Annotated in this window: 18 protein-coding genes and 2 tRNA genes; 14 read left to right on the forward strand and 6 right to left on the reverse strand. The window is 35.0% G+C overall.

Translation table 11 applies throughout. The features are described from left to right. The first annotated feature begins 72 nt into the window (after positions 1 to 72). From rpiB to X928_RS07085, 10 genes are all read left to right on the forward strand, one after another. Entirely contained in the window at positions 73 to 507 is a 435-nt protein-coding gene (gene rpiB / locus X928_RS07040; protein WP_103079099.1) for a ribose 5-phosphate isomerase B, read from the forward strand. 15 nt (positions 508 to 522) lie between these two features. Beyond that, on the forward strand, positions 523 to 1,512 hold the full coding sequence (locus X928_RS07045; RefSeq protein WP_103079100.1) for a dehydroquinate synthase/iron-containing alcohol dehydrogenase family protein: 990 nt from the start codon (positions 523 to 525) through the stop codon (positions 1,510 to 1,512). A gap of 3 nt (positions 1,513 to 1,515) precedes the next feature. After that, entirely contained in the window at positions 1,516 to 2,280 is a 765-nt protein-coding gene (locus X928_RS07050) for a hypothetical protein (RefSeq protein ID WP_103079101.1), read from the forward strand. Next, positions 2,277 to 2,792 (forward strand): ComEA family DNA-binding protein, encoded by a 516-nt coding sequence (locus X928_RS07055; protein WP_103079102.1) that lies wholly within the window; start codon positions 2,277 to 2,279, stop codon positions 2,790 to 2,792. Before X928_RS07050 ends, X928_RS07055 begins: the two co-directional genes overlap by 4 nt. Beyond that, positions 2,789 to 3,619 (forward strand): epoxyqueuosine reductase QueH, encoded by an 831-nt coding sequence (locus X928_RS07060; protein ID WP_169926334.1) that lies wholly within the window; start codon positions 2,789 to 2,791, stop codon positions 3,617 to 3,619. The genes X928_RS07055 and X928_RS07060 overlap by 4 nt, the downstream gene beginning before the upstream one ends. Positions 3,620 to 3,636: 17 nt before the next feature. Continuing rightward, the gene (locus X928_RS07065; RefSeq protein ID WP_103079104.1) at positions 3,637 to 5,022 is read left to right on the forward strand and encodes a flagellar assembly protein A; all 1,386 of its coding nucleotides are present in this window, start codon (positions 3,637 to 3,639) and stop codon (positions 5,020 to 5,022) included. Between the two features lie 168 nt (positions 5,023 to 5,190). Then, positions 5,191 to 6,369: a tetratricopeptide repeat protein gene (locus tag X928_RS07070; RefSeq protein ID WP_103079105.1), complete on the forward strand. Its 1,179-nt coding sequence runs from the start codon at positions 5,191 to 5,193 to the stop codon at positions 6,367 to 6,369. After that, positions 6,335 to 7,054, forward strand: a complete 720-nt coding sequence (thyX, locus tag X928_RS07075; protein WP_103079106.1) for an FAD-dependent thymidylate synthase — start codon at positions 6,335 to 6,337, stop codon at positions 7,052 to 7,054. Before X928_RS07070 ends, thyX begins: the two co-directional genes overlap by 35 nt. 330 nt (positions 7,055 to 7,384) lie before the next feature. Beyond that, the gene (locus X928_RS07080) at positions 7,385 to 9,643 is read left to right on the forward strand and encodes a POTRA domain-containing protein (RefSeq protein ID WP_103079107.1); all 2,259 of its coding nucleotides are present in this window, start codon (positions 7,385 to 7,387) and stop codon (positions 9,641 to 9,643) included. Between the two features lie 29 nt (positions 9,644 to 9,672). Beyond that, positions 9,673 to 10,158: an HPP family protein gene (locus X928_RS07085; protein ID WP_103079108.1), complete on the forward strand. Its 486-nt coding sequence runs from the start codon at positions 9,673 to 9,675 to the stop codon at positions 10,156 to 10,158. Positions 10,159 to 10,240: 82 nt separating this feature from the next. Here X928_RS07085 and hpf read toward each other — a convergent pair whose 3' ends face one another. The 6 genes from hpf to X928_RS07115 all read right to left on the reverse strand — a co-directional run bounded on the left by hpf (position 10,241) and on the right by X928_RS07115 (position 18,113). Next, positions 10,241 to 10,840 carry a ribosome hibernation-promoting factor, HPF/YfiA family gene (hpf, locus tag X928_RS07090; RefSeq protein WP_103079109.1) on the reverse strand — a complete coding sequence of 200 codons (600 nt, stop codon included), beginning with the start codon at positions 10,838 to 10,840 and terminating at the stop codon, positions 10,241 to 10,243. Positions 10,841 to 10,928: 88 nt separating this feature from the next. Then, complete coding sequence (gene priA / locus X928_RS07095; RefSeq protein WP_103079110.1) at positions 10,929 to 13,223, reverse strand: replication restart helicase PriA; 2,295 nt, start codon at positions 13,221 to 13,223, stop codon at positions 10,929 to 10,931. Positions 13,224 to 13,238: 15 nt separating this feature from the next. Continuing rightward, a complete protein-coding gene (locus tag X928_RS07100) occupies positions 13,239 to 15,230 on the reverse strand; it encodes an alpha-amylase family glycosyl hydrolase (RefSeq protein ID WP_103079111.1) in 1,992 nt (663 codons plus the stop codon). 131 nt (positions 15,231 to 15,361) lie between these two features. Further along, positions 15,362 to 16,171: an Mrp/NBP35 family ATP-binding protein gene (locus tag X928_RS07105; protein ID WP_103079112.1), complete on the reverse strand. Its 810-nt coding sequence runs from the start codon at positions 16,169 to 16,171 to the stop codon at positions 15,362 to 15,364. A 33-nt stretch (positions 16,172 to 16,204) separates the two neighbouring features. After that, the gene (locus X928_RS07110) at positions 16,205 to 16,621 is read right to left on the reverse strand and encodes an OsmC family protein (RefSeq protein ID WP_103079113.1); all 417 of its coding nucleotides are present in this window, start codon (positions 16,619 to 16,621) and stop codon (positions 16,205 to 16,207) included. Positions 16,622 to 16,724: 103 nt separating this feature from the next. After that, complete coding sequence (locus tag X928_RS07115) at positions 16,725 to 18,113, reverse strand: tryptophanase (protein WP_103079114.1); 1,389 nt, start codon at positions 18,111 to 18,113, stop codon at positions 16,725 to 16,727. A 110-nt stretch (positions 18,114 to 18,223) separates the two neighbouring features. On the opposite strand from X928_RS07115, the gene X928_RS07120 reads away from it, so the two are divergent. The 4 genes from X928_RS07120 (at position 18,224) to X928_RS07135 (ending at position 22,354) form a co-directional block, all read left to right on the forward strand. Beyond that, positions 18,224 to 18,300 (forward strand) — tRNA-Thr (locus X928_RS07120). A 10-nt stretch (positions 18,301 to 18,310) separates the two neighbouring features. Further along, positions 18,311 to 18,385: transfer RNA gene (locus X928_RS07125), tRNA-Gly, on the forward strand. Between the two features lie 48 nt (positions 18,386 to 18,433). Then, positions 18,434 to 20,095, forward strand: coding sequence for a nucleoside kinase (locus X928_RS07130; protein WP_103079115.1), 1,662 nt, complete (start codon positions 18,434 to 18,436; stop codon positions 20,093 to 20,095). 402 nt (positions 20,096 to 20,497) lie between these two features. After that, complete coding sequence (locus tag X928_RS07135; RefSeq protein ID WP_103079116.1) at positions 20,498 to 22,354, forward strand: ABC transporter substrate-binding protein; 1,857 nt, start codon at positions 20,498 to 20,500, stop codon at positions 22,352 to 22,354. Positions 22,355 to 22,408 lie beyond the last annotated feature (54 nt).

Raw genomic sequence — 22,408 nt, forward strand, 5'->3', positions numbered from 1 at the left:
AGCGGGGCGAAGGGGCGCTAAATACAAGAGTTACTAAAGACAACATTCTATAATCAAAAGGAGCGTATTTTCATGAAAATTGTAATTACCTCCGATCATGCCGGATATGATATGAAAGAACAGATTAAAAATTATCTTTTAGAGAAGAAATTCGATATAATAGATTTGGGGACTAATTCCAATGCTAGTGTCGATTATCCAGATTATGCCAAAAAACTTGGTGAAAAGGTAACCAAAGGCGAAGTTGATTTTGGCATAGGTATCTGTGGTACTGGAATCGGGATGTCAATCGCAGTGAACAAAGTGAAAGGCATACGAGGTGCTTTATGCTTGTATCCATTGATGGCAGAATACGCTAGAAAACATAACGACGCCAACGTTTTGGTTTTAGCAGGTAGACTTATGGGCATTGATTTAGCCATTTGGACGGTAGACAAGTTTTTATCGACAGATTTTGAAGGTGGAAGACATAAAAGGCGTGTCGATAAAATCGACGAAATTAGGTAAAAAGGACGAAAAAAGATGAAAAGTATCAGTTTTTCTAAGGGTATTGAGAAAGACATTAATATCAATATAAGCCATGGGTATTACAAAGAATTTTCTAAAAGATACGCATCTAAATACGGAACTTTGATGATAATCGATTCCAATTTGAAAAATCATTTAAATACAGGATCCGGTAACAATATCTTTTATGTAAAAGGCGGCAATGAAACCAAGTATTTCGATAAATATTTAGAACTGTGTAAGGTCATGGTAGAAGGTAGTTATAGCAATTTAGTGGTGATAGGTGGGGGTTCCTTGATAGACATGGCTGGTTACGTTTTTCATACTTTGGATTTTCCAAAAGGGACCTTCACAGTTATGCCAACAACACTGTCTTCTATGATATATTTACCCGTTTCGGGAGAATTCTATTTAGATATGAATTACACTAAGAATTTTTTGAAGGTGAGCGGTTATCCCGATCTAGTTTATATAGATCCGTATTTTTGCAAATTTTTAGATAAAAAAGATATGAAAAAACAGTTTTTCTTGGGATATATTTTGGGGATTTTGTTTGACAATAACTTTGCCAGCTTATCTTTGAAGTATTCTAAAAATTTCATCCGCTTAGATTTAGAGGATTATCTTTATTCTGCTGTTAAATTTGTTTTGTCCCTTTATTCTAATGATTTACCTTTTCCTGGGACCAAATTGATGAAATACATTGCAGATACCTCTGTAAAAGCTGATTTCGTTCAAAATGAGAGTTTGTCTTTTGCGTTTCTTGTGTATTTGAGTTTTAAATTTGGGTATATACATGAGAAAAATTTTCAAGAGATCTTTGAAAACATAAGAAGTTTCGAAGATTTGAAATCATCAAAAATCCAAAACATCAAGGCTAAAGTGAACAACGTACCTATAAGAGAAATATTACTAAAAGAGGACGGCTTTGTGGATTTGCTTTTGAATTTTGGAGAGCTGAAAGATCTCCTTTTAGAGTTTAAATCTCTTTTGAGAGGTGTATGAATCATGAAAAAGAATAATCCGCGTTGGTTCACAGTTATTTTAATTCTTGTTTTTATTTTACCTTTGATCACCTTCGCGCTGACAACGTATACTATATATTTAAAAAGTCAGATGAATAATCTTAAACTTAAAATTGAAGAGTTAGATAATACTCAAGTAAACATACCAAATGAAGTTGAACCAACTTCCAAATCTGCTGTGTTAGAAGATTTAGTTTTGCCACAGATTGAGATTGGGAACACAATGGCGAGGGTAAGTTACAATATTCAAGAACTCGATTATCAAGTGTTGCTGAACAACTCGGTTACGATGTTAAAACCATACAACAAAGGTTCCGTAAAAGTTTTTTACGATCAACGCGAGGTCTTTGAAGAGGCGTTGTACGCTTTAAACAACGATATATCTTACTTTATTTTTCAAAACGGGGATAAGTATTACTTGTATCGTTCGGATTTTTCTTTGGAAGGGAAAGAGGAAGAGCAGTACCTATTTTCCATTCAAATTTACCTATACACTACTCCAGCACCAGCTATGTTTCCTACGATGGCGTTAAGACAAGGGGGCATCCCCGCTTTTGTTTTCAACGGTAAGTTTCAACAGAGTAACGAAGATTATTGGGCAATACTCGTCGGTCTGTTTGATGATTATAACGAGGCACAAACATACTTGAAAAATATGAATGAGAAGCTTGTTTTTGATTTAACTGGACTGAGTATAGCAGACAGATTCACTAAAGGTATCTACTTTAGTGGAGTAGAAATACAATGAGAAAAAAGCTCCTTTTTCCGGTATTAAGTATAATTTTAGTTGTTTTGCTTGGGATTTTAACGGTTGATCGATATCACTCGGGTGAAGAAGGTAGACTTAATTCTTATCAGGAAAATAAAATAGACCTTTTAACCGCGTCAGTTGAAGAGTTGATCGAACTACCTGGAATCGGACCCGCCAAGGCACAAGCAATCCTAAATTATAGACAAGAGAAAGGTTTTAGGGAAATAGAAGACATTATGAACGTTTCTGGTATAGGAGAAAAAACATTTTCAAATATTAAAGACTATATTTATCTTTCAGAGGTTGTTTACGAAATAGTGGATGATAAAATAAACATAAATGAAGCATCCAGTGAAGAATTGGAAAGTTTACCGGGAATAGGAGAAGTGTCTGCACAGAAAATTATCGAATATAGGGCTATTAAACGTATAAGCTCTTTATATGATCTAAAGAAATTAGGTATTCCATCTTCTACGATAGAAAAAATGGAAGGGAAGATAGTATTTTGAAGATTTTCTTACACGTTTGCTGCGCACCTGATCTAACGGTTTCTTATAGAAAATTAGCAGAACAGGGATTCGAACCTGTTGTATTTTTTTACAACCCGAATATTTATCCACTTCAAGAATATTCCAAGAGATTGGATGAAGTTAAAAAATTAAGGGATATTTGGGGGTTCCAACTCTACGAAGGAGATTATGAACCTGATAAGTTTTTAGAAAGGATAAAGGGGAAAGAGAACAGCCTCACGGCAAATAAGGAAGACAGCCCTAAAAGATGTTATGAATGTATGAAGTTGAGGCTTGAAAAGACCAAAGCTAAAGCTAAACGATTGAATTTTTCTATCTATTCAACGACTCTTCTTGCTTCCCCTAGAAAGTCTCACAAGGATATTTTAGAAATAACGAAGAATTTGGATAAAGAAGAAAATCCATCTTTTAAGTATGTAAACTTTAGGTCCAATAATGGTGTTCATATGGCAGCACAAATATGTAAAACTTACAATATTTATCGTCAAAATTATTGTGGTTGTTCTTTTTCTTTGAACGAATCAAAAAGGTATGAAGAGGAGTCTAAGCAAAAAAATTACAAGAGTTTAGTTGAGATACTTGGAGAAGAGTTAACCCAAAAATATTTTACATTTTACAAAAAAGACTTGCTTAGAATTCCACAAGATATTCCAGCAAAGTTTTTAGAAAAGGTTGGATTGCACTTTTTGAAATATTTGAAACCTCAAATCATCCTAATAAAAAAAGAAATAGCCCAAGATTTTAACATCGTTACAAGTTCCAGATACAAGATTGATAACTGGAAAGGGAAAGTAATATTATGGTGAAAGAGGGGTAGTTTAGATTGGCTAAATATGATCTGCGAATCTCTGAAGATGGGATGGTGGCATCTTTAAAATTAATAGATGATGGACGACCACCTACTATTGGCGGAATAAAGGCTTTTCTAAAAGAAAAAGGTGTGGTAGTAGGGATAAAATCAGAAGTTATTGAAGAAATTGTCTCTGAACCCGAATATGATAAGGAATACGCTATTGCGTATGGAATGCCTCCGAAGGTTGGGAAAGATGCACAGTTAATCTTTCAGCAGAATATTGAAGAAAAACTTAACAATGAAAATAGCTATGTTGACTTAAAAGAAAGTAGCCAATTGATAATCGTAAAAAAAGGAGATACACTGGCAGAGATAATTCCTCCAACCAAAGGTGAATCCGGAAGAAACGTACGGGGAGAAAAAATCGAAGGTATTCAGGGAAAAGAGCTAAAACTAAAGTTAGGTAATAACGTTGAAGTAAACAACAATAAGGTAATTTCAAAGATAGATGGAAAGTTCCTCAGTAAAGAAACACCGAATGGTGAGATAAGCTTAGATGTTTCTGACGAACACAAGATAGAAGGAAACATAGACTACGCTACTGGTAACGTTCGCTTCCCAGGGAAGTTGATCATTAACGGGGATGTTAAATCGGGTTTTTACGTTGAAGCTACTTCTTATTTAGAGATCAAAGGTGTAGTTGAATCTGCTACGGTATTTTGTGAAGGAGAAGCCAAAATATTTGGAATAAAAGGTGCCGGTAAAAGTTCTATAAAGGTTAAAATCTTGAGGTGCAATTACATCGAAAACGCCAATATCGAAGCTGAAGAAGATGTAATAGTTAAAACAGCCATCGTCAATTCTAACATCAAAGCAGGAAAACATGTCATCGTTGAAGGTGGTACCGGAAAGATCTCAGGTGGATATACCTTAGCTACCAACCTTATAGAAGCGGAAATTTTAGGGAGTGAAATGGGTGTCAGATCTATCTGTGAAGTGGGAGTTTTACCTGACCTTAACGAAGAGTTAAATAAATTAGAACAAAAAATTGCCCTCGATATGGAAAATCTTAGGAAACTCAATTCTATAATCAAAGGGATCCAAGTCCTAAAAGAAAAAGGTAAAATAGACCAAAAGAGGTTAGAATACTACAAGAAATCTTTTAACACCTATAAAATGCTCTTATCAGAAGTAAGAGAAGATAAAGAAAAGCTGGAAACGATTAGAAATAAAATTCAATCATCTAAAGAATCTGCCTTTATCATAGCAAAAAAAGTGGTATATCCAGGAACTGAAATAATCATACACAAGAAAAAATTTATGCCTACAAAACCAATTACGAAGGTAGTGTTTCAACTCGAAGATGATGAGATAGTTCCTCACGGTTATCAAAAGCAAACAAATGTTCCCAGATAACAAACAAAACTACAGGGCGGAGCCCTTTTGCAGCCTTGTGCAAAAAGATTTTTTAAGTTTGCCGCAGTGTGCAAACAATGTTTTTAAATGATTTTGACCTTGATTTGGGGTTATTAAGGGGAACCCCCTTAACGTATGGCGCTAAAAAATAATTAGGAGAATTGACACATGTATCGACTTCTTAAAAAAATATCATTTCTAATTCTTTCCATTTTTTTTATAACTTTGAATATCTATGCCGGTAATTTAGATAGCTACGTTTATACTTTTGATACCGATGAATTATTAGTTTCATCCCAGAAGAGTTTGAACGTTTTAGGATTGTATTTAAAATATTATGAAACAGGTAACGAAGAATATAAAACTGCTGCTAATCAAACTAGGCCTTATATACTTTCTTCTTTAAAACCTGATGATTCAGCTGCGTTGAACGTTCTTTCTGAATACTATCCAGGTAATGAAGAGGAAAGTATCAATAGAATTAGGATATTAACCAACAATTACCCTGATTCAGTTATCGTTAATGCCATCAATGTTTTATTGAACTATGAAGTGTGGCAAAAATCCAAAAATATGGAAATATTTAATGAAATTTTAAGTTCCATTGATATAATAGAGGAGAATATTGGAGAAAATCCTTTTTCAATTTATTATAAATCGCTTTTAACGTGGGAAGGGGCAACCCTTCAAGAAAAAGAGAACATATTCAAAAATCTGGAAAAAGCTTATTCTTCTTATCCATCAAATAGAAAAATTCAAGAATTGTTGATAGTTCAAGCATTTGAATTAAGCAAGTTTGAAGACGTCAAACAGCTATCAACAGATTACGTAAATCTTTCACAAAAAGACGAAAGGATCATGTTTTTAATAGCCCTTTCTTATTACAATTTGGATGAAAAATCAGAATCAAGAAAAATTGTCGATTGGATTCTTCAAAATTCTAATAAAAAAGCGGTACTCTCAAAAAGTTATGAACTTTTGGGCGATATTTCTGAAACAAACTCTCAGAAGATAAATTATTATAAAACCGCTATCGATCTTGATCCTAAGAATGCAGAGGCTTTAGCTAAACTTGGAACAACTTTATATGAGAGTAATAAAACCAGCACTGACAATTTGGCAATTTCAAGAATTTATTTAACCAAAGCACTCATGTACGATCCAGATAATTCTGATATAAAACAAACTTTGAACGCTATAGATAGAAAACTAACCAGAAACAATTTCTTGACCACCTTGTTACCGTTATTTATAGTAATTTCAGCGATATTCTACATAGTATTCAAATTTGGGAAGGAGAAAAAAATTGACAATGACCAATCAAGAAGACAGCCTCACAGCAAATAAGGAATTTATCAAAGTGCTCGATAAAGGATTTGTTACTCTTGTTGATATGATGGGAGATGACAGATCTGCGGTTAGGGCTGCCAGAGTGTCACACGGAAAAGATATATCTACCGATGAGAAAGATAGAAAACTCATAGACTACTTGATGGAACATGGGCATCTCTCTCCGTTTGAACATATCACTTTTACATTTCATGTAAAAGCCCCTATCTTTGTTGTTAGACAATGGTTTCGCCATAGGATAGGAATGTCTCCCAATGAAATCAGTAGAAGATACACATCGAAAAACGTCAACGAGTTTTATATCCCGGATCATATCAGGGTACAAGATACAAAAAACAAACAGAGTAGTAATGTATACTTTGATGAACAATTAAAAGAGGAGACTCTTGAACTTATAGAAGAAGTTTACAAGAAAAGTTATGAGGCTTACGAAAAACTTATAAATATGGGTGTAGCAAGAGAAATGGCACGTATTATACTACCCGTAGGGGAATACACTGAGTTTTATTTAACTACAAATGCCCGGGCCTTGATGCATTTCTTGGATTTAAGGGCATCTTCACATGCACAATGGGAAATTCAACAGTACGCTAAGGCTTTGGCACAATTTTTTCAAAAAACTTGTCCGTGGAGTTATGAAGCATATTTGAAGCATCAGTACAAAGGAGACATTTTAAAGTAATTTTACAGTGGACAGAGCTTTTTTGCTGATTTGTGCAAAAAAGTTTCTTAAAACAGACTTTGATTTTGAGGTTCTTATGAGGTACTTAAAGGGCAAAGACCCTTAATACTTGGGGATTTTAAAGGGGTTACCCCTTAACGTTTAAGGGTGGGCTGCGGGGTATAAGGGCGCAAAAATAAGCTTTATAAATAAGCTGATGATTTTAGATGGGTCACAGGGCGAAGCCCTCCACCCCCCACTGGGTTAGGGGACCGCAGGTCCCTTTCTAAGAAGAGCAGGGAGCGGGGTATAAGGGCATTAACAAACTACAAAAAATTAGGAGGTTTTAATATGAAAAAACATTTTCTACTATTTGCTGTCTTTCTCATCACAGGATTCGCTTTTTCAATAACCCTTTTAAACGAAATTTCTTACAACGTTGACATATCTTATGCGGCAACAGATGTGGAAAGGGTACTAACAAATTATGGTATACAAGAAGGCTCCTATATTGGGGATATAGATATTAGATTAGCCCTACAAGAAATACTAAAGTCAGGTTATTTTACCTCTGTTTCTTACAATTTGGACGAAAATGGGAATCTAGAACTCATATTTAAGCCCAACCCTATTGTAACAAATTATGAAGTTGAGATCTTAGGTGATGGATTGATCGACAAAGAAAATATTCGTTCGTCGATCAATTTAAACACAAATATCCCATTGAGACTAAATGATTTTCAAACCTCCATGAAAAACATTCAAGATTTGTACATAAAAAACGGTTACCAATTCGTTGATATATACTCCAATCTAAAAATGACTGGAGATGAAATCACCTTAGAGGCAACGGAGATAAACAATAAAGAATATTCATCCGAAACATTGGTTTTCATCGTTAAGGAATATTCTCTCTGGGATTTAGAATTAAGGGGAGAATTATCCCAACTGGATAAAGAAGACATAAAGAAAAGAATCGGTTTTGATTTTAGAAAAGACTGGAACAGTAAATTCTTCTTGCTTAGGCCCAACGCAAAAGAAACCTACCCAAGTTTTCAAAAGGTTCAGAACATATTCAACTCCTTAAATCAAATTCCGTTTTTCTCAGCCGATACTAATTTGCGCTTTGAGATAACCGAAATAGAGGAAAACAAAGGTGGAGAGTTATTACTTGTTTTAGAAGGTAACTTACGAAAAGTAGTTCCCCAAGAGCCGGTAATAGTGAACAAAATATCTTTTATTGGAAATGAAAGTTTAGAAGATTTTAGATTGAATGAGGTTGTAAATGAGTTTGTTCCATTAGGAGAATCAGTGAGTAATTTAGACCTTCTATACGCATACGATAATCTTCAAAAGGTTTATTACGACAACGGATACATTTATACATTAATTACCCCTAAATACCAAGATGAGGAGTTAATATTTGAAATAACAGAACCAAAGGTAGGAGACGTTGAAATAACTCAGGAAGCAACCGCTAAAACTAAACCATACATAGTTGAGTCTCTGGTGAAGATAAAACCAGGCGAAGTTTTTAACCAGCAAAAATTACAAGATACCTACACATCCTTCATGGGAACAGGATTTTTTAAAGACGTTAAAATACAGCGCCTACAGCAAGCCGAAGATGTTGTAGGTTTTAAGATAACCCCTATAGAAAGTGAAAAACTCGGAAAATTAACGGGAGGTGTCACTTGGAGCTTACCAGAAGGTCAAGAATGGTATCAAGGTTTTACGGGTCAACTTGAGGTTCAATGGTTGAACCCTTTAGGATACGGGCAAACATTTTCTCTTAACTCAGATTTGAATCCTTTGGGGAATTACTATTCTGTTGGATTTGATTACGATGTTATTAAGTTGGCTGGTAGCAACCTTGATTTAGGTGCTGGCATACATTATACGGTAAGTGAAGATGGAGAGTATTATTCGAACATTGGAGAAGATGCAACGAACTATCTATCATTATCTGTTGCTCCAAGATACAGTATACAAGACTTCTCTTATATAACAAGTTCTTTTACCTACAATAATTACACATTGATGGATGAAAGTAATCTTAATGTACTTTCTGGATCAGCGGGATATTTATACAACAGCTTAGACAGCCCTTTTAGGCCACATAAAGGTCAATATTTCCAAATAAACGGCATCGGTGGGGTTGAAACAAGCAATGCCAATTATTATATTGGTGCCAACACTGAAGGTAAATTGTTTTACAGTTTTTATAAATTCACTTTGGGAACGAGACTGAAACTGGGTACCGTCTATAATTCTAACATCGATTCTAACCTGCATTATCAATACAATGTGGGAGGAATGTACTCTGTAAGGACTTCTGATTTTTACGCACAGGAAGGAGAAAATGTGCTTTTATTCAACACTGAATTGGCCTACGAGCTTGCCACAGGTCAAGTTCCATTGGATCTTATTGCCTATTTTGATTACGGTAGTGCTCAAAATGACGTTAGTAACCTTATTGGGGACGGAATTTTGTCTTTTGGTGGCGGATTAAGGTTCACAGTTCCTTTATTGGGACAAATAGGCTTTGGGTATGGATGGAATGAGGCTTTACAAGGACAGGTCTGGTTTGGTTTCGGTCAAACCTTTTAAACTTACCTTCTTTTAAGGGGAATCTCTAGTTGAACGAAATTTCTAATATTTTTGAAAAGTTCAAAAAAAACTGGAAGAAGTATGTTTTTCAAAGTTTGTTGGCTACCATCACGATTTTTTTCATACTTTTGATTTTGAATGTTCAAGACAGGCCAATAATAGTCAGCTCTTTAGGGGCATCGACTTTTATAGTTTTTGCCATGCCACAAAGTATGGTTGCTAAGGCTAGAAACTTGGTGGGTGGGCATGCGGTAGGATTTATATGCGGAAGCATTTTTTCTTTTTTGCTTAACGGTAATTTTGTATTCTCTAATTTATCGTACGCCCTCGCGGTAGGTCTATCAATATTTCTTATGGTTGTCATAGATACAGAACATCCACCAGCTGCCGGTACGGCACTGAGTTTGAGTATAACGGGGTTTAGTTTAAATGCGGTTCTCTGCGTTTTTATAAGTGTGGCAATCTTGGCGGTTGCCCATCATTTTCTAAAACCTTATATGATAGACTTAATTTGACAAAAAACATAGGGTCTGATTTTATAGACCCTATGTTTTTTTAATCAATTTTTATCGAAGGCATCCCGTATGTATCTAACAATTATTCATTGAATTCTATGAGACCTAAATCTCCATCTTTTCTTTCATAAAGCACGCTGATAGCATCATTTTCTGGGTTTCTGAAAACGAAAAATGAATGACCTAAAAGTTGCATTTGTAACATTGCCTCTTCAACGTTCATAAGAGTTAGATCAAAATTTTTTGTTCTCACGATTTTGGGAGCATCGGGTTTTTCTTCACTCTCTGCTTCACTTTCTTCAGCTAAATCAAGATTTTTAATGTCAGGATTTTGAAGATTTTGTTCTATTTCCATTCGCACCTTTTTTTCCGCTCTGCTTTGTTCTTGTAAACGATTTTTTAGCTTTCTTATTTTTCTTTCCAAAGAATCTGTTACCTTATCAATAGCTTCATAAAGATCATTGTTTCTTTCTTCTACTTTTATGATCTTGCTTAAAGGTTTAATGTGGGTAGTTATTTCTACTTTGTATATACCCCTCTCTTTTGTGATTCTGACATCAGAGGGAGAGACGATATCGGAATGTTTTTTGAGCAGATGGTCTGGTTTACTCATCCTTTTTTCGATATAATTCTCTAAAGCTTCGGTAAGTTCTACTTCCTTTGTATAAACTTTATACTCCATCTAAATCACCTCCAGATTTGAATAGTTGCTATACTTATATTTCTATATTTTGGGGATAAACGTGAAATAATTGTTTTTATAAGAAAACTTATACTAATGTGGTGGGAGGGTTAACATAAATTTTGATGTCTCTAAAATGTGTTTTAAGCGCTGAGTATAAAAACTCATGATTTTTCTTTTTACTTTTTATAATGATTTGATACCTATAATTTCCTCTTAATTTGGAAATGATGGGTACAACTGGTCCTAATATTTCAAAATCATCCTGATTTTCAATTTTACCCAACTCTTCGACGATTTCATTTGCTTTAGCTTTTGCTTTATCAACAGAAGGGTTGTTCACTAAAATCAAAAACAAGGTTACAAATGGAGGATAACCGTATACTTTTCTTTGTTCGAGATCATTCTCGGCAATCAGGTCAAAATTATGATCGATTAAAGATTTATAAATATCATTTTCTGGTTGAAAACTTTGAATAATGACTTTGCCTTTTTCTTTCCTGCCAGATCTCCCGGCAACCTGCATGAGCAAAGAGGCTGTACTTTCTTGGGCGTTGTAGTCGGGGAAGTTGATATATCTGTCAGCGTCAAGAATGACTACTAAATCTAAATCTTGAATATCCAAACCTTTAGTGATCATCTTAGTCCCGACAACGATCTTTTTCCCAGGTTCTTTCATGAAATTGAAAGTGTTTCTTAAATCTTTGAATGTTTTTATAACTGTTCTATCAACCCTTACCAGAGGTTGTGAAGGGAACAACTTAGCCAATTCAGTCATAACCCGTTCCGTACCGAAACCTCTGGTTTGTAGCTTAAAGCCTCCACACTTTGGGCAAAAATTTGGTAATTCACTTTCCTTTCCACAGTAATGACATCTTAATTTTCTTTCTTTTTTATGAAAGGTTAATGAAACATCGCACTCATCACATTTGAATATATATCCGCAGTCGCTGCAAATTACATAATTGGCATAACCTCTTGTTGGCGTAAAAACAATTACTTTTTTGTTTTTTTTCAAAGAAATTTCTATATTTTCTACTACCTTTTTGCTGAATATCCAGTTGTATTTTTCATCTTTTTTCATATCAACTATTTGGACTTCAGGCATTTCGGTAAAATATCTTGTTTTTATTTTTTCAAGATAAAAGGTACCCGTTTTTGCCTTGTGTAGATCAACAACCCGTGGGGTAGCTGATGAAAGTATCAGTTGAATATCTTCTAAATCTTTTCTAAAACAAGCTGTATCTATTGCATCGTAACTAACATTTTCTATCTGATAGTAAGATTGATCATGTTCTTCGTCGATTATAATCATTTTTAAATCTTGCATGGGTATGAAAATAGCGCTTCTTGTTCCTATGACTAAATCTAATTCACCATTCACGGCTTTATACCAAGTTTGGACTCTTTCACTACTTGTAAGTCCAGAATGGTAAAACGCTGCATTGTAATTAGCAAATCGCTTTTTTAACCTGTTCATCAGCTCTGAGGTTAAGGAAATCTCTGGAACCAAAAGAAGTACTTTCCCGCCACTTTCCAAGATAGGTCTTGCCACCTCGAAAAATACTTCGGTTTTACCGCTCCCCGTAACCCCGTACAATAAATGTGGTTTATCAGGATTTAGCTGTATTGCCTCAACTGCTTGTCTCTGTTCATCATTTAAAGAAACTTCTGTATTTTCTTCTTCAGCCGTTGTGCTTTCTGATAATTCTATTATACCTTTTTTTCTTAAGGTGTTCAAAACGGTGGAACCTTTTTTCACAACACCTTGTGAGTACAGATCGCTTTCTAAGGTTTCACCGTTTATGGAGAGATAATTTATTACCTCTCTGGCAGATTTTGACACATTGAACTTCCACGTCTCTTTTAAGTCCATTTTTAGACTAACAAACTTATCTATTTTATTTGTAATTTCTTTTCTATATAGTTCTATCTCGATTAAATTTGAATCCAAATACTCTCTTAACTGCTTGTTGGCTTTTGAAGCATTATCAAAAGATTTTAAAAACTGCTTGTAAAAAATGGGTTTTTGAATAGGAGCTAAAGAACTTTTAGGTATAATTCTCAGTTTATAAATATCCGAAGAAAGAGGAGGAAAAAGCAATCTTGCAACCTCTCCAATAGGAGCTATAAATTTTGAGCTTACTTTTTCCATAAGTTTGATGTGATTCTCATTTAATAAACTTTTATTATCCAATGGAAATGCGATCTCTTTTATTTTGCTAAATTCGGTGCTTTCAGCTTCTTTGTAAATTAAGCCAGAAAGGAACTTGCCTCTTAAATCAATAATAACCCTTTGACCTATCTCTAATTTTTTATCGCTTTTGTAGGTAAACCCATTAAAAATCATTTGCCCTATGGGGATTACTTCATAATAATACATCTAAATCCTCCAATTTCACTCGCTAACAAGTACAAGAAAACATTTACCTGGCATTTTCTCTATGGTATCAAAGCTTTCTCCAGTTAAGATGTCTCTGTAATTTCCGTACAAATCGTACTCAATTTCAATTTGTGAATCTTTAGAATTTAGTGCAATTATGACACTCTCTGATTTATAGCATCTTTCATAAATTAGAACACTTTCATCGGCATACAGTACTGTATAATCACCTTTTCTTAAGGCATTACTTTCTTTTCTTAATTCAGCCAATTGGGAATACAAATCTAAAATTTCCATATTCCACTTACTATCATCCCAATAAAATGGAACCCTGCAAAATGGATCTGTGGTCCCCGTCATACCTATTTCATCACCGTAATATATTAGAGGAGATCCTATAAACGTCATTTGAAGAACAACAGCTAATTTCATTCGGTGTGTATCTTCACCGAGGGCCGTTAGTATTCTTTCAGTATCATGTGAACCTAAAAGGTTCCATAACCCATGCAACACTTGTGGTGGATATTTGTCTATGTATGCGTTAGTGGTATTAACAAAGTTAATAGCCCTTCCACCTTTGGCATATGCAATAGCCGCATCTCTGAAGATGTAATTCATAACCGAGTCGAAACTTGGATCTTCAAAATAAGAAGTGGCATCTCTCCAAAATTCTCCCACAACTAGGGCTTCTTGGTCTATGTTTTTAATATTCTCGTAAAGAGCTGACCAATAAGTTTCAGGGAGTTGATCGACCGCATCCATTCTCCATCCATCTATCCCAAAACTCATCCATTTACCAATTACCTGATTTATGTATGCCCTTACCTCGGTATTTTCATTGTTTAATTGAGGGAGATCAGCGTATCCATGCCAACCTTCGTAACTTTCTGTGGATTTTTTGATAGGAAACGATTTGATATAATACCAATCCAAATAATTGGATTTTTCTTGTTTGAGAAAGTTTTCTTTCATGGCGAAGAATTCAGTTCCAGTATGATTGAATACACCATCTAAGATTACTTTGATATCTGATTCATGTAACGCCTCTATCATATTAGAAAAGACCTCTTCGTTACCGAAAGAATCATCAATTTTTAAATAATCAGTTGTATCGTATTTATGGGGAGTTTGAGCTTCAAAAATGGGGTTGAAGTAGATCGCTTCCACCCCAATGTATTCTAAGTGGTCAATTGAATCAATTGCCCCTTGAAGATCTCCACCATAAAAACCAAAAGAAAGAGAATTTCTGTTGTGAGGACCGTTCCAACTGTAGGTTCCTTCAGGATCATTTGAGGTATCACCATTTCTGAACCTATCAGGAAATATTTGATAATAGATTCTTCCTTTTGACCACGCTGGTATATCAAAATAAGAAATTATAGGATGGTTAAAGTCGAATTCAAAAAACTCTTCTGTTCCGTTGAAACCGTATATTATTTCTTCGTTATCGTGGATCAAAAATCTATACTTTAAAACTTCTGCTTCGGTGAATACGTGAAACCTATAAAGGATGGTATTATTGAACTCTAATACAGATTTTTGTATAGAGGATGCGTTAGCTTGTAGTTCAACGTCTTCAATATCATTTTTTTCGAATTCTATTGAAAGATATATTTCACTCTTTTGGACCGGATTTATATATCTTCTTTCGTTATCGAAATAAACCTTTTTAATTGAGCCATCTCCAACTTTTGGAAAAACAAATGACTCTTGGACGGTGCGTACATTGAAGATTTCCCCGTTATAGGCTTGTACATCCTCGTTTGAAAAATCTATCGTTCTTTTTCCATCTACGATGAATTTATACAGGTATTCACTAGGTTCTAAATCAACCTTATAACGCCACAGTCCCGTGAAGCTTTTTTCCATGGCGATAGGTTCAAAATTGTTAAAACTTGCAATTAAATAAACAGAAGTAGCTTCTTTTGAGTATAAAAACGTGGTGCTGATTGAAAAAGAAACAACAGCAAAAATAAGTATTATTACAACGAATAATACTTTCTTCATGAAAGTAACCCCCTAAAAGAAACGCAGTTTAATGGTTTTAGAAAATCCAAAAGCCTTCGGCTCAGCCTTGTAGCCCTTTTAAAATAAAATCTTATCATCTACCCATTTCAGTTTTCTGATCTTATACCTTATTAACTAACTGCTTCTACTTTTTCTATTACCTTCTTTGCTAAATTAACGTAAGAGCTCGTTACTTCAGGGGTTCCAAAATAAGCAACGGGTTTACCAGCATCCATGTTCTCCCTGACAGTTGAATCCAAAGGAATTTGAGCAAGTAATTCCAAATTGTATTTTTCTGCTAAAGCGCTTCCTCCACCTTCACCAAAAATGAAATGTTTAGTCTTACAATTTGGACAGATAAAATATGACATATTTTCAACTATACCGATAACTTGCTTATCCATTTTTATCACAAAATTAATAGCCCTTTCTACGTCGTCTTGTGAAACGATAGAAGGTGAAGTTACGATCAAAGCCCCCTTAATCTTTTCAACATTTTGGAAAACCGTCAGAGGTTCGTCTCCCGTACCTGGAGGTGCATCAATAATTAGATAGTCTAATTTACCCCAAGCGACATCACCAATAAATTGCATTATAGCACCTGTTTTTAAAGGGCCTCTCCAGATAACTGCATCATTATCGTTATCTAAGAATTGGGAAATAGAAATAACTTTTATTCCGTGTACTTCGGGGGGTAGTATTTCTCCTCCCACAGCAGATACTTTAGCTTCCCTACCGCCCAACATTCTTACTACATCCGGACCATGTAAATCAACATCCAAAATGCCTACTTTTTTGCCCTCTAGAGCCAAAGCTACTGCTAAATTCACCGCAACGGTAGTTTTTCCAACTCCTCCTTTACCACTCATAACCATAATAACGTTGTCGATATTTTCAAGTTTTCGAGAGACTTTCTCTTTTCTTTCCTTTAAGTTAGCCATTTTATTCCTCCCAAACAATTATTGTTTTTATATTTACTCAACAATCTTCACTTCGTGGGTAATCTCTGTGGAACCTCTAAATGTGGCGGTAGCACCACAATATTTTTCTTGTGAAAGTTGAGCGGCTCTTTCCAATCTATCTAGAGGTAGATCTTTCCCTTTAAATTCATAAATTATATGAATCTTCGTATATTTTTTGGGATGCTCTTCACTTCTTTCTGTTAATATTTTTAAATTCAATTCATCGTACTTTACTTTCATTTTGTTCAAAATCGTTACTACATCTATTCCCGTACACCCACCTAAACCAGCAATTAAATACTCCATAGGTCTTGCAGCTGAATCATAACCGAGATTCTCTGGGGCTGCGTCCACATGAATATCATGACCAGAAGGTGTTTTCATGTAAAAATGACTACCGTGTGTGTTTTGCAATAAAAATTCTGCCATTGTTAAAACCTCCATTTTATTATTATTATTATTTTCTGTTCTTCTAAGTTTAATTCTTTCTAGTATTACATTATATCATGAAAAAATGATATATAAGTTGAAATTAAGTTTCTATAGGTTTTAATTTTGCCATGAAATGTCGTAGAATTTTTGGCTCATATGTGAATTCTAATCCCTTCAGCGAATTAGATATATCTTTTACGGCTAATAATCCTTCAGCAACATAATCAAGGTGATTGTAAGTGTAGACTCTTCTTGGGATAGCTAATCTTAAAAATTCAAAAGGAGATTCAAGTTGTTCACCAGTCTGAGGATCACGTCCCATCATTAAAGACCCAATTTCTACACCACGAACTCCAGACTCTAAATAAAGTGCGTTTGCCAAAACTTGAGCCGGAAATTGGTAATAAGGTATGTGGGGAAGCATCTTTTTAGCATCGACAAAAACAGCATGCCCTCCAGTTGGATATTGAATTGATACTCCACCTTCTCTTAACCTATCTCCCAAGTATTTTACTTGTTTTATTCTATATTCCAAATAATCAAATTGAATTCCTTCTTTTAAACCTCTTGCCATGACTTCCATATCTCGACCGGCTAAACCACCGTATGTAGGAAATCCTTCTAAAGGAACAAGAGCTGCTTTTACTTGATTAAATAGAGCTTCGTCTTCTTTAATCCCAATTAATCCACCGATATTTACTATGGCGTCTTTTTTTGCACTCATGGTGAACCCATCGGCATAACTAAACATCTCTTTCACTATTTCTTCTATGGATTTTTCAAAATATTCTTTTTCTCTTTGCTTTATGAAATAAGCATTTTCAGCGTAACGAGCTGCATCTAGGAATACACGAATCCCATATTTATTGGCTATTTCACGGGCTTCCCTTATGTTTTGCATAGAAACAGGCTGTCCGCCTGAACTGTTACAGGTTATAGTTATTATGATAAAAGCAATATTATTGCTTCCTTTCTCTAATATGAAGGATTCCAATTTTTCCAAGTCAAAATTTCCCTTAAAAGGATGATAGGCATCTGTATTAAAAGCATTTTCAATAACTAGATCGACAGGCCTGCCTTTAGCTAATTCGACGTGTGCCTTAGTTGTATCAAAATGCATGTTACTCAACACGTATTGACCAGGTTTTTTAATTAAAAGAGGGAATAAAACCTGTTCTGCTCCTCTACCTTGATGAGTTGGTACAAAATAGTTGTAATTAAAGATTTCTTTGCTTGTTTCCCATAAATGGTAGAAACTCTTACTTCCTGCATATGATTCGTCTCCCAACATCAATCCTGACCATTGATTATCGCTCATTGCGCCGGTACCGCTGTCGGTCAACAAATCAATGTACACTTCTTCTGATTTTAACGCAAATAAATTATATCCCGCCTTTTTTAAGGCTTCTTCTCTTTCTTTTTTTGAAATTTTTTTGATAGATTCCACCATCTTAATTTTAAAAGGTTCTGGGTTAGCTTTTTTCTCCATTTTTCTCCTCCTCTGTTGAATTTCTTCTGCTACTCATTTATTTTATCATATCTAATTTTTATCATCACTTGACGAAAGGGTATAAATATAGTATAATTTATCTTGTCGATGCAGGTGTAGCTTCAGTCGGTAGAGCGCCGCCTTGGTAAGGCGGAGGTCATGGGTTCGAGCCCCATCACCTGCTCCAGAAAATCAGTGCGGATATAGCTCAGCGGTAGAGCACTTGCTTGCCAAGCAAGGGGTCGTGGGTTCGAATCCCATTATCCGCTCCAAAACCCGGGTTAAACCCGGGTTTCATTTTCTGAAAGGAGAAAATCAATATGAGTTTTCAACTGACAGATGTTGAATCCGGGCACGTTTACTATGCACGTGAAGACACCAAATTCATTGATATAGCAAAAGAATTTGAAAAATCCACCAATAAAAAGGTTTTATACGTAAAATTCAACAATGACATTAAGGAATTGTTCAGCAGAGTGCCAAAAAGTGGAAGCATACAGTTTTGCGACATTACAACGGCAGATGGAGTGCGTATTTATAGGCGAGGACTCTTCTTTGTTTTGTATATTGCACTCAAAGAAATTAATCCAGAAGATAAGTTCTATGTGCATAATACTCTCAACGATGCTATGTATTGCGAATTTAAATCTGGAGAACCCTCGGAAAATTATTTATTGTTACTCGAAAATAAGATGAGAGAAATCGTTAAAAAAGATATAGTATTTGAAAAGAAAACCATCGATAAATTTGATGCTATAAAAATGTTTAAGGAGACAGGAGAAGAAGATAAAGCCTTACTTTTCAAATACCGAAAGAAAAGTACGGTTAATATATATTATGCTGGTAAATATTTTAACTATTTTTACGGATATCTTCCTTATTCAACAGGGTATGTCAATAAATTCAAATTGAAAAAAGTAGAAAAGGGTTTCGTTATAACTCATCCAACAAATCGCTTCCCAGACGACGTTCCGGATTATAAATATTCCCCAAAGTTATTTATAACTTTCGAAGAATACAAAAATTGGTTAGATATTATGGAAATACAAACCGTTGGAGAATTAAATTCCATAATCTCTCATGGTGCCGAAAGAGTAAGAGAGATCATTCGGGTAGCAGAAGTTTTACACGAAAAAAAATATGCACAAATAGCTGATGAAATAGTAAATAGAAAAAATATAAGATTGATAACGATAGCTGGTCCGTCCTCTTCAGGGAAAACTACAAGTGCCAAGAGAATCGCTTTGCATCTTAAAGTGCATGGGCTAAGACCTATTCCAATATCGTTGGATGACTTTTTCTTAGAAAGAGAGAAGACACCTCGAGATGAAAACGGTAATTACGACTTTGAGAGCATAAATGCCTTAGATTTAGAACTGTTCAATAACACAATGATTGATTTGATAAAGGGAAAAGAAGTTATACTCCCAAAATTTGACTTCAAAAGTGGTACAAGATTTTGGCGAGATGAAACTTTGAAAATAAAAGAAAATCAACCTATTATTATAGAAGGGATCCATGGTTTGAACGAGTTGTTAACCGCTTCTATTTCAAAGGAACAAAAGTTCAAAATCTATGTTAGTTCTTTAACTCAAATGAATTTAGACAGTATGGATAGAATTCCTACAACGGATACTAGACTTATAAGAAGGTTAGTGAGAGATTATTACTTTAGAGGTTATTCTGCCGAAGATACATTAAAAATTTGGCCTTCGGTTGTAAGAGGTGAACATAAAAACATATTTCCTTTTCAAGATGAGGCTGACATTATGTTCAATTCACACCTAGTTTACGAACTTTCTGTGTTGAAGTTATTTGCCGAGCCACTATTGCTAACTATTGATAACTCTCATCCGGAATATACAGAAGCTAAAAGATTACTAAGGTTTTTGGATTACTTTCTACCAATCACGGAGCTCGACGAAATACCCAAAACTTCAATAATAAGAGAATTTATAGGCAAAAGTGCTTTTAGATATTGATTTAGATATATACGTTATACCCACTTTATTAAGTTGACTTTACTTTTATAAAATATTTTCTTTCTTTGACTTTGGAAAGTAAAATTCTCCTTATGAATGCCAGACTTCAAAAACCTTCCACAGCAAATTCTGGTTTATATTATACTTTTTGGCTATCTCAAAAATCGTGTCCTCTGGTTGTACAAATCAGAGGACTTTTTTGTTTTATAATTAGTCTGAAATGGTTGCAGTATAACTTTATTTGTTGTATAATTTAAAAGATTACTAAATGATTTCTTTTTTGTGATATAAAAGATATATTTTTATGAAATTTAATTCACAGATTGTAGAAACCATGAAAATTTTTTCTTTATTTTGTTTAGAAAAATAGTATCCACACATATTATACGAGGAGGTAGAGGTATGAAAAAAGTTTTTATTGTTCTTATGGTTATTTTGATGGGGATTTTTGCGTTTGCTCAGGTTAAAAACCCTGATATGATCTTCGATGCAACACTAAGTGAGCCAGATACTTTAGACCCTCACCATGCTTACGACACTTCTAGTGGCGAAGTTATTTTCAACGTCTATGACTTCTTGATAGAATACGATGGTGAGAGTTTGTCTGAGTTTGTTCCGATGCTTTCAACAGTTGTTCCTTCTGTTGAAAATAGTTATTTGAGAGATGGTGGAACAACATATGTCTTCCCTATAAGAGAAGGAGTTAAATTCCACAACGGTAACGATTTAACAGCTGAAGATGTCGAATATACCTTCGAAAGAGGTATTTTATATGCTCCTGCCGGAGGCCCAATGTGGATGTTCTTGGACCCTCTTTTCGGTGTTACAGATCTCAAATCACTGGTAGAAGATTATGTAGGTGATTCATGGGATACTATATTTGATGATGATATGAATCCAACAACTCCAGAATACGAAGAAGCTCTAGTTAATTTCTATTATGATGTTATAGATCCAGCAGTAGAAGTTCAAGGGAATGAAGTTCATGTTCATTTGGCAAGACCTTTTGCCCCATTTTTGAATATTGTAGCTGCTGCCTGGGGGTGGGGTGCGATATTAGACAAAGAATATTCTATAGAATTAGGCATATGGGATGGAAAAGCAGAAGGATGGTGGAAGTATCACGGATGGACAAAAGAACAGTCTCCTTACTCGGGCCATGCGATGGGAACAGGTCCGTATAAATTGGTAGAATGGGACCACGCTCAACAAAGAGTAACGCTCGAAAGGAATAATGATTATTGGAGAAGTCCAGCCCCAATAAGAAGAGTAACCATTCAAGGTATACCCGAGTGGTCAACAAGAAGAGCTATGCTCGAAACAGGAGATGCTGACATAATCGATGTTCCTCCTCAATATTTAAATGTTGTAAAGCAAATGGAAGGGATAACAGTTTTGGAGGGGCTTCCAGCTCTCAGCCTAGACATGTTACTTTTCACCTGGTCAATAGATCCTGAATCGCCGTACATTGGTTCAGGCCAATTAGATGGGAACGGAATTCCACCAGACTTTTTCGCTGCAGATCGTAATGTAAGATTAGGATTCGCTTATGCTATGGATTATGATGCATTGATAAACGAAATACTGAAAGGGCAGGGCATAAGAATTTCTACAGCAGTACTTAAAGGGTTATTAGGTTTCAACGAAGAACTTCCTCTTTACGAATTAGATCTTCAAAAAGCGGAAGATTATTTCAAAAGCGCGTATGGTGGAAGATTGTGGAACACAGGTTTTAAAGCGACAATGGTATATAACGTTGGTAATGACACCAGAAGAGCTGCAGCAGAAATATTGAGGGATAATCTAGCAGAGATAAATCCACGGTTCCAACTCGAAGTTAGAGGAATTCAATGGCCAACATATTTGGACGATTTGGAGAACCACAGGCTTCCTGTTTACATATTAGGTTTTTCAATGGATTTTCCTGATCCTCATAACTTTGTTTTTAACCGTTATCATAGCGAAGGTAATACGGGAAAAGATTTGGGAAAACTATATGAAGATTTTGCAAATTTGCCAAGGCCGGAGTTTGGTGGGAGATCATTGAACAAAATGATAGAAGATGCAGCTGCTGAAACTGACCCTGTTATAAGAGAGCAAATGTACCTAGATATTCAAAAATTTATCATATACTACACACCTAACTTTCCTCTCGCGCAAACTCTAACAAATAAAGTAACCCGTTCATGGCTGAAAGGATTTATATACAATCCAATGTGGAGTGGTGATTATTATTATAACTACACTAAGGCGGAATAACAATCCTGCTAAAATACGGTTCAACAGAATTGATCAGACTTTCACCGCTTAGCT

This window comes from Petrotoga miotherma DSM 10691 (assembly GCF_002895605.1).
In the GTDB taxonomy this organism is placed as follows: domain Bacteria; phylum Thermotogota; class Thermotogae; order Petrotogales; family Petrotogaceae; genus Petrotoga; species Petrotoga miotherma.

Excerpts from the sequence above, each read along its gene's own strand:
- X928_RS07080 (WP_103079107.1), top strand. The coding sequence starts at position 7,385 with ATGAAAAAACATTTTCTACTATTTGCTGTCTTTCTCATCACAGGATTC.
- X928_RS07105 (WP_103079112.1), bottom strand. The coding sequence starts at position 16,171 with ATGGCTAACTTAAAGGAAAGAAAAGAGAAAGTCTCTCGAAAACTTGAA.
- X928_RS07045 (WP_103079100.1), top strand. The coding sequence starts at position 523 with ATGAAAAGTATCAGTTTTTCTAAGGGTATTGAGAAAGACATTAATATC.
- X928_RS07130 (WP_103079115.1), top strand. The coding sequence starts at position 18,434 with ATGAGTTTTCAACTGACAGATGTTGAATCCGGGCACGTTTACTATGCA.
- X928_RS07055 (WP_103079102.1), top strand. The coding sequence starts at position 2,277 with ATGAGAAAAAAGCTCCTTTTTCCGGTATTAAGTATAATTTTAGTTGTT.
- X928_RS07100 (WP_103079111.1), bottom strand. The coding sequence starts at position 15,230 with ATGAAGAAAGTATTATTCGTTGTAATAATACTTATTTTTGCTGTTGTT.
- thyX (WP_103079106.1), top strand. The coding sequence starts at position 6,335 with ATGACCAATCAAGAAGACAGCCTCACAGCAAATAAGGAATTTATCAAA.
- X928_RS07115 (WP_103079114.1), bottom strand. The coding sequence starts at position 18,113 with ATGGAGAAAAAAGCTAACCCAGAACCTTTTAAAATTAAGATGGTGGAA.
- rpiB (WP_103079099.1), top strand. The coding sequence starts at position 73 with ATGAAAATTGTAATTACCTCCGATCATGCCGGATATGATATGAAAGAA.
- X928_RS07070 (WP_103079105.1), top strand. The coding sequence starts at position 5,191 with ATGTATCGACTTCTTAAAAAAATATCATTTCTAATTCTTTCCATTTTT.
- priA (WP_103079110.1), bottom strand. The coding sequence starts at position 13,223 with ATGTATTATTATGAAGTAATCCCCATAGGGCAAATGATTTTTAATGGG.
- X928_RS07110 (WP_103079113.1), bottom strand. The coding sequence starts at position 16,621 with ATGGCAGAATTTTTATTGCAAAACACACACGGTAGTCATTTTTACATG.
- X928_RS07135 (WP_103079116.1), top strand. The coding sequence starts at position 20,498 with ATGAAAAAAGTTTTTATTGTTCTTATGGTTATTTTGATGGGGATTTTT.
- X928_RS07050 (WP_103079101.1), top strand. The coding sequence starts at position 1,516 with ATGAAAAAGAATAATCCGCGTTGGTTCACAGTTATTTTAATTCTTGTT.
- hpf (WP_103079109.1), bottom strand. The coding sequence starts at position 10,840 with ATGGAGTATAAAGTTTATACAAAGGAAGTAGAACTTACCGAAGCTTTA.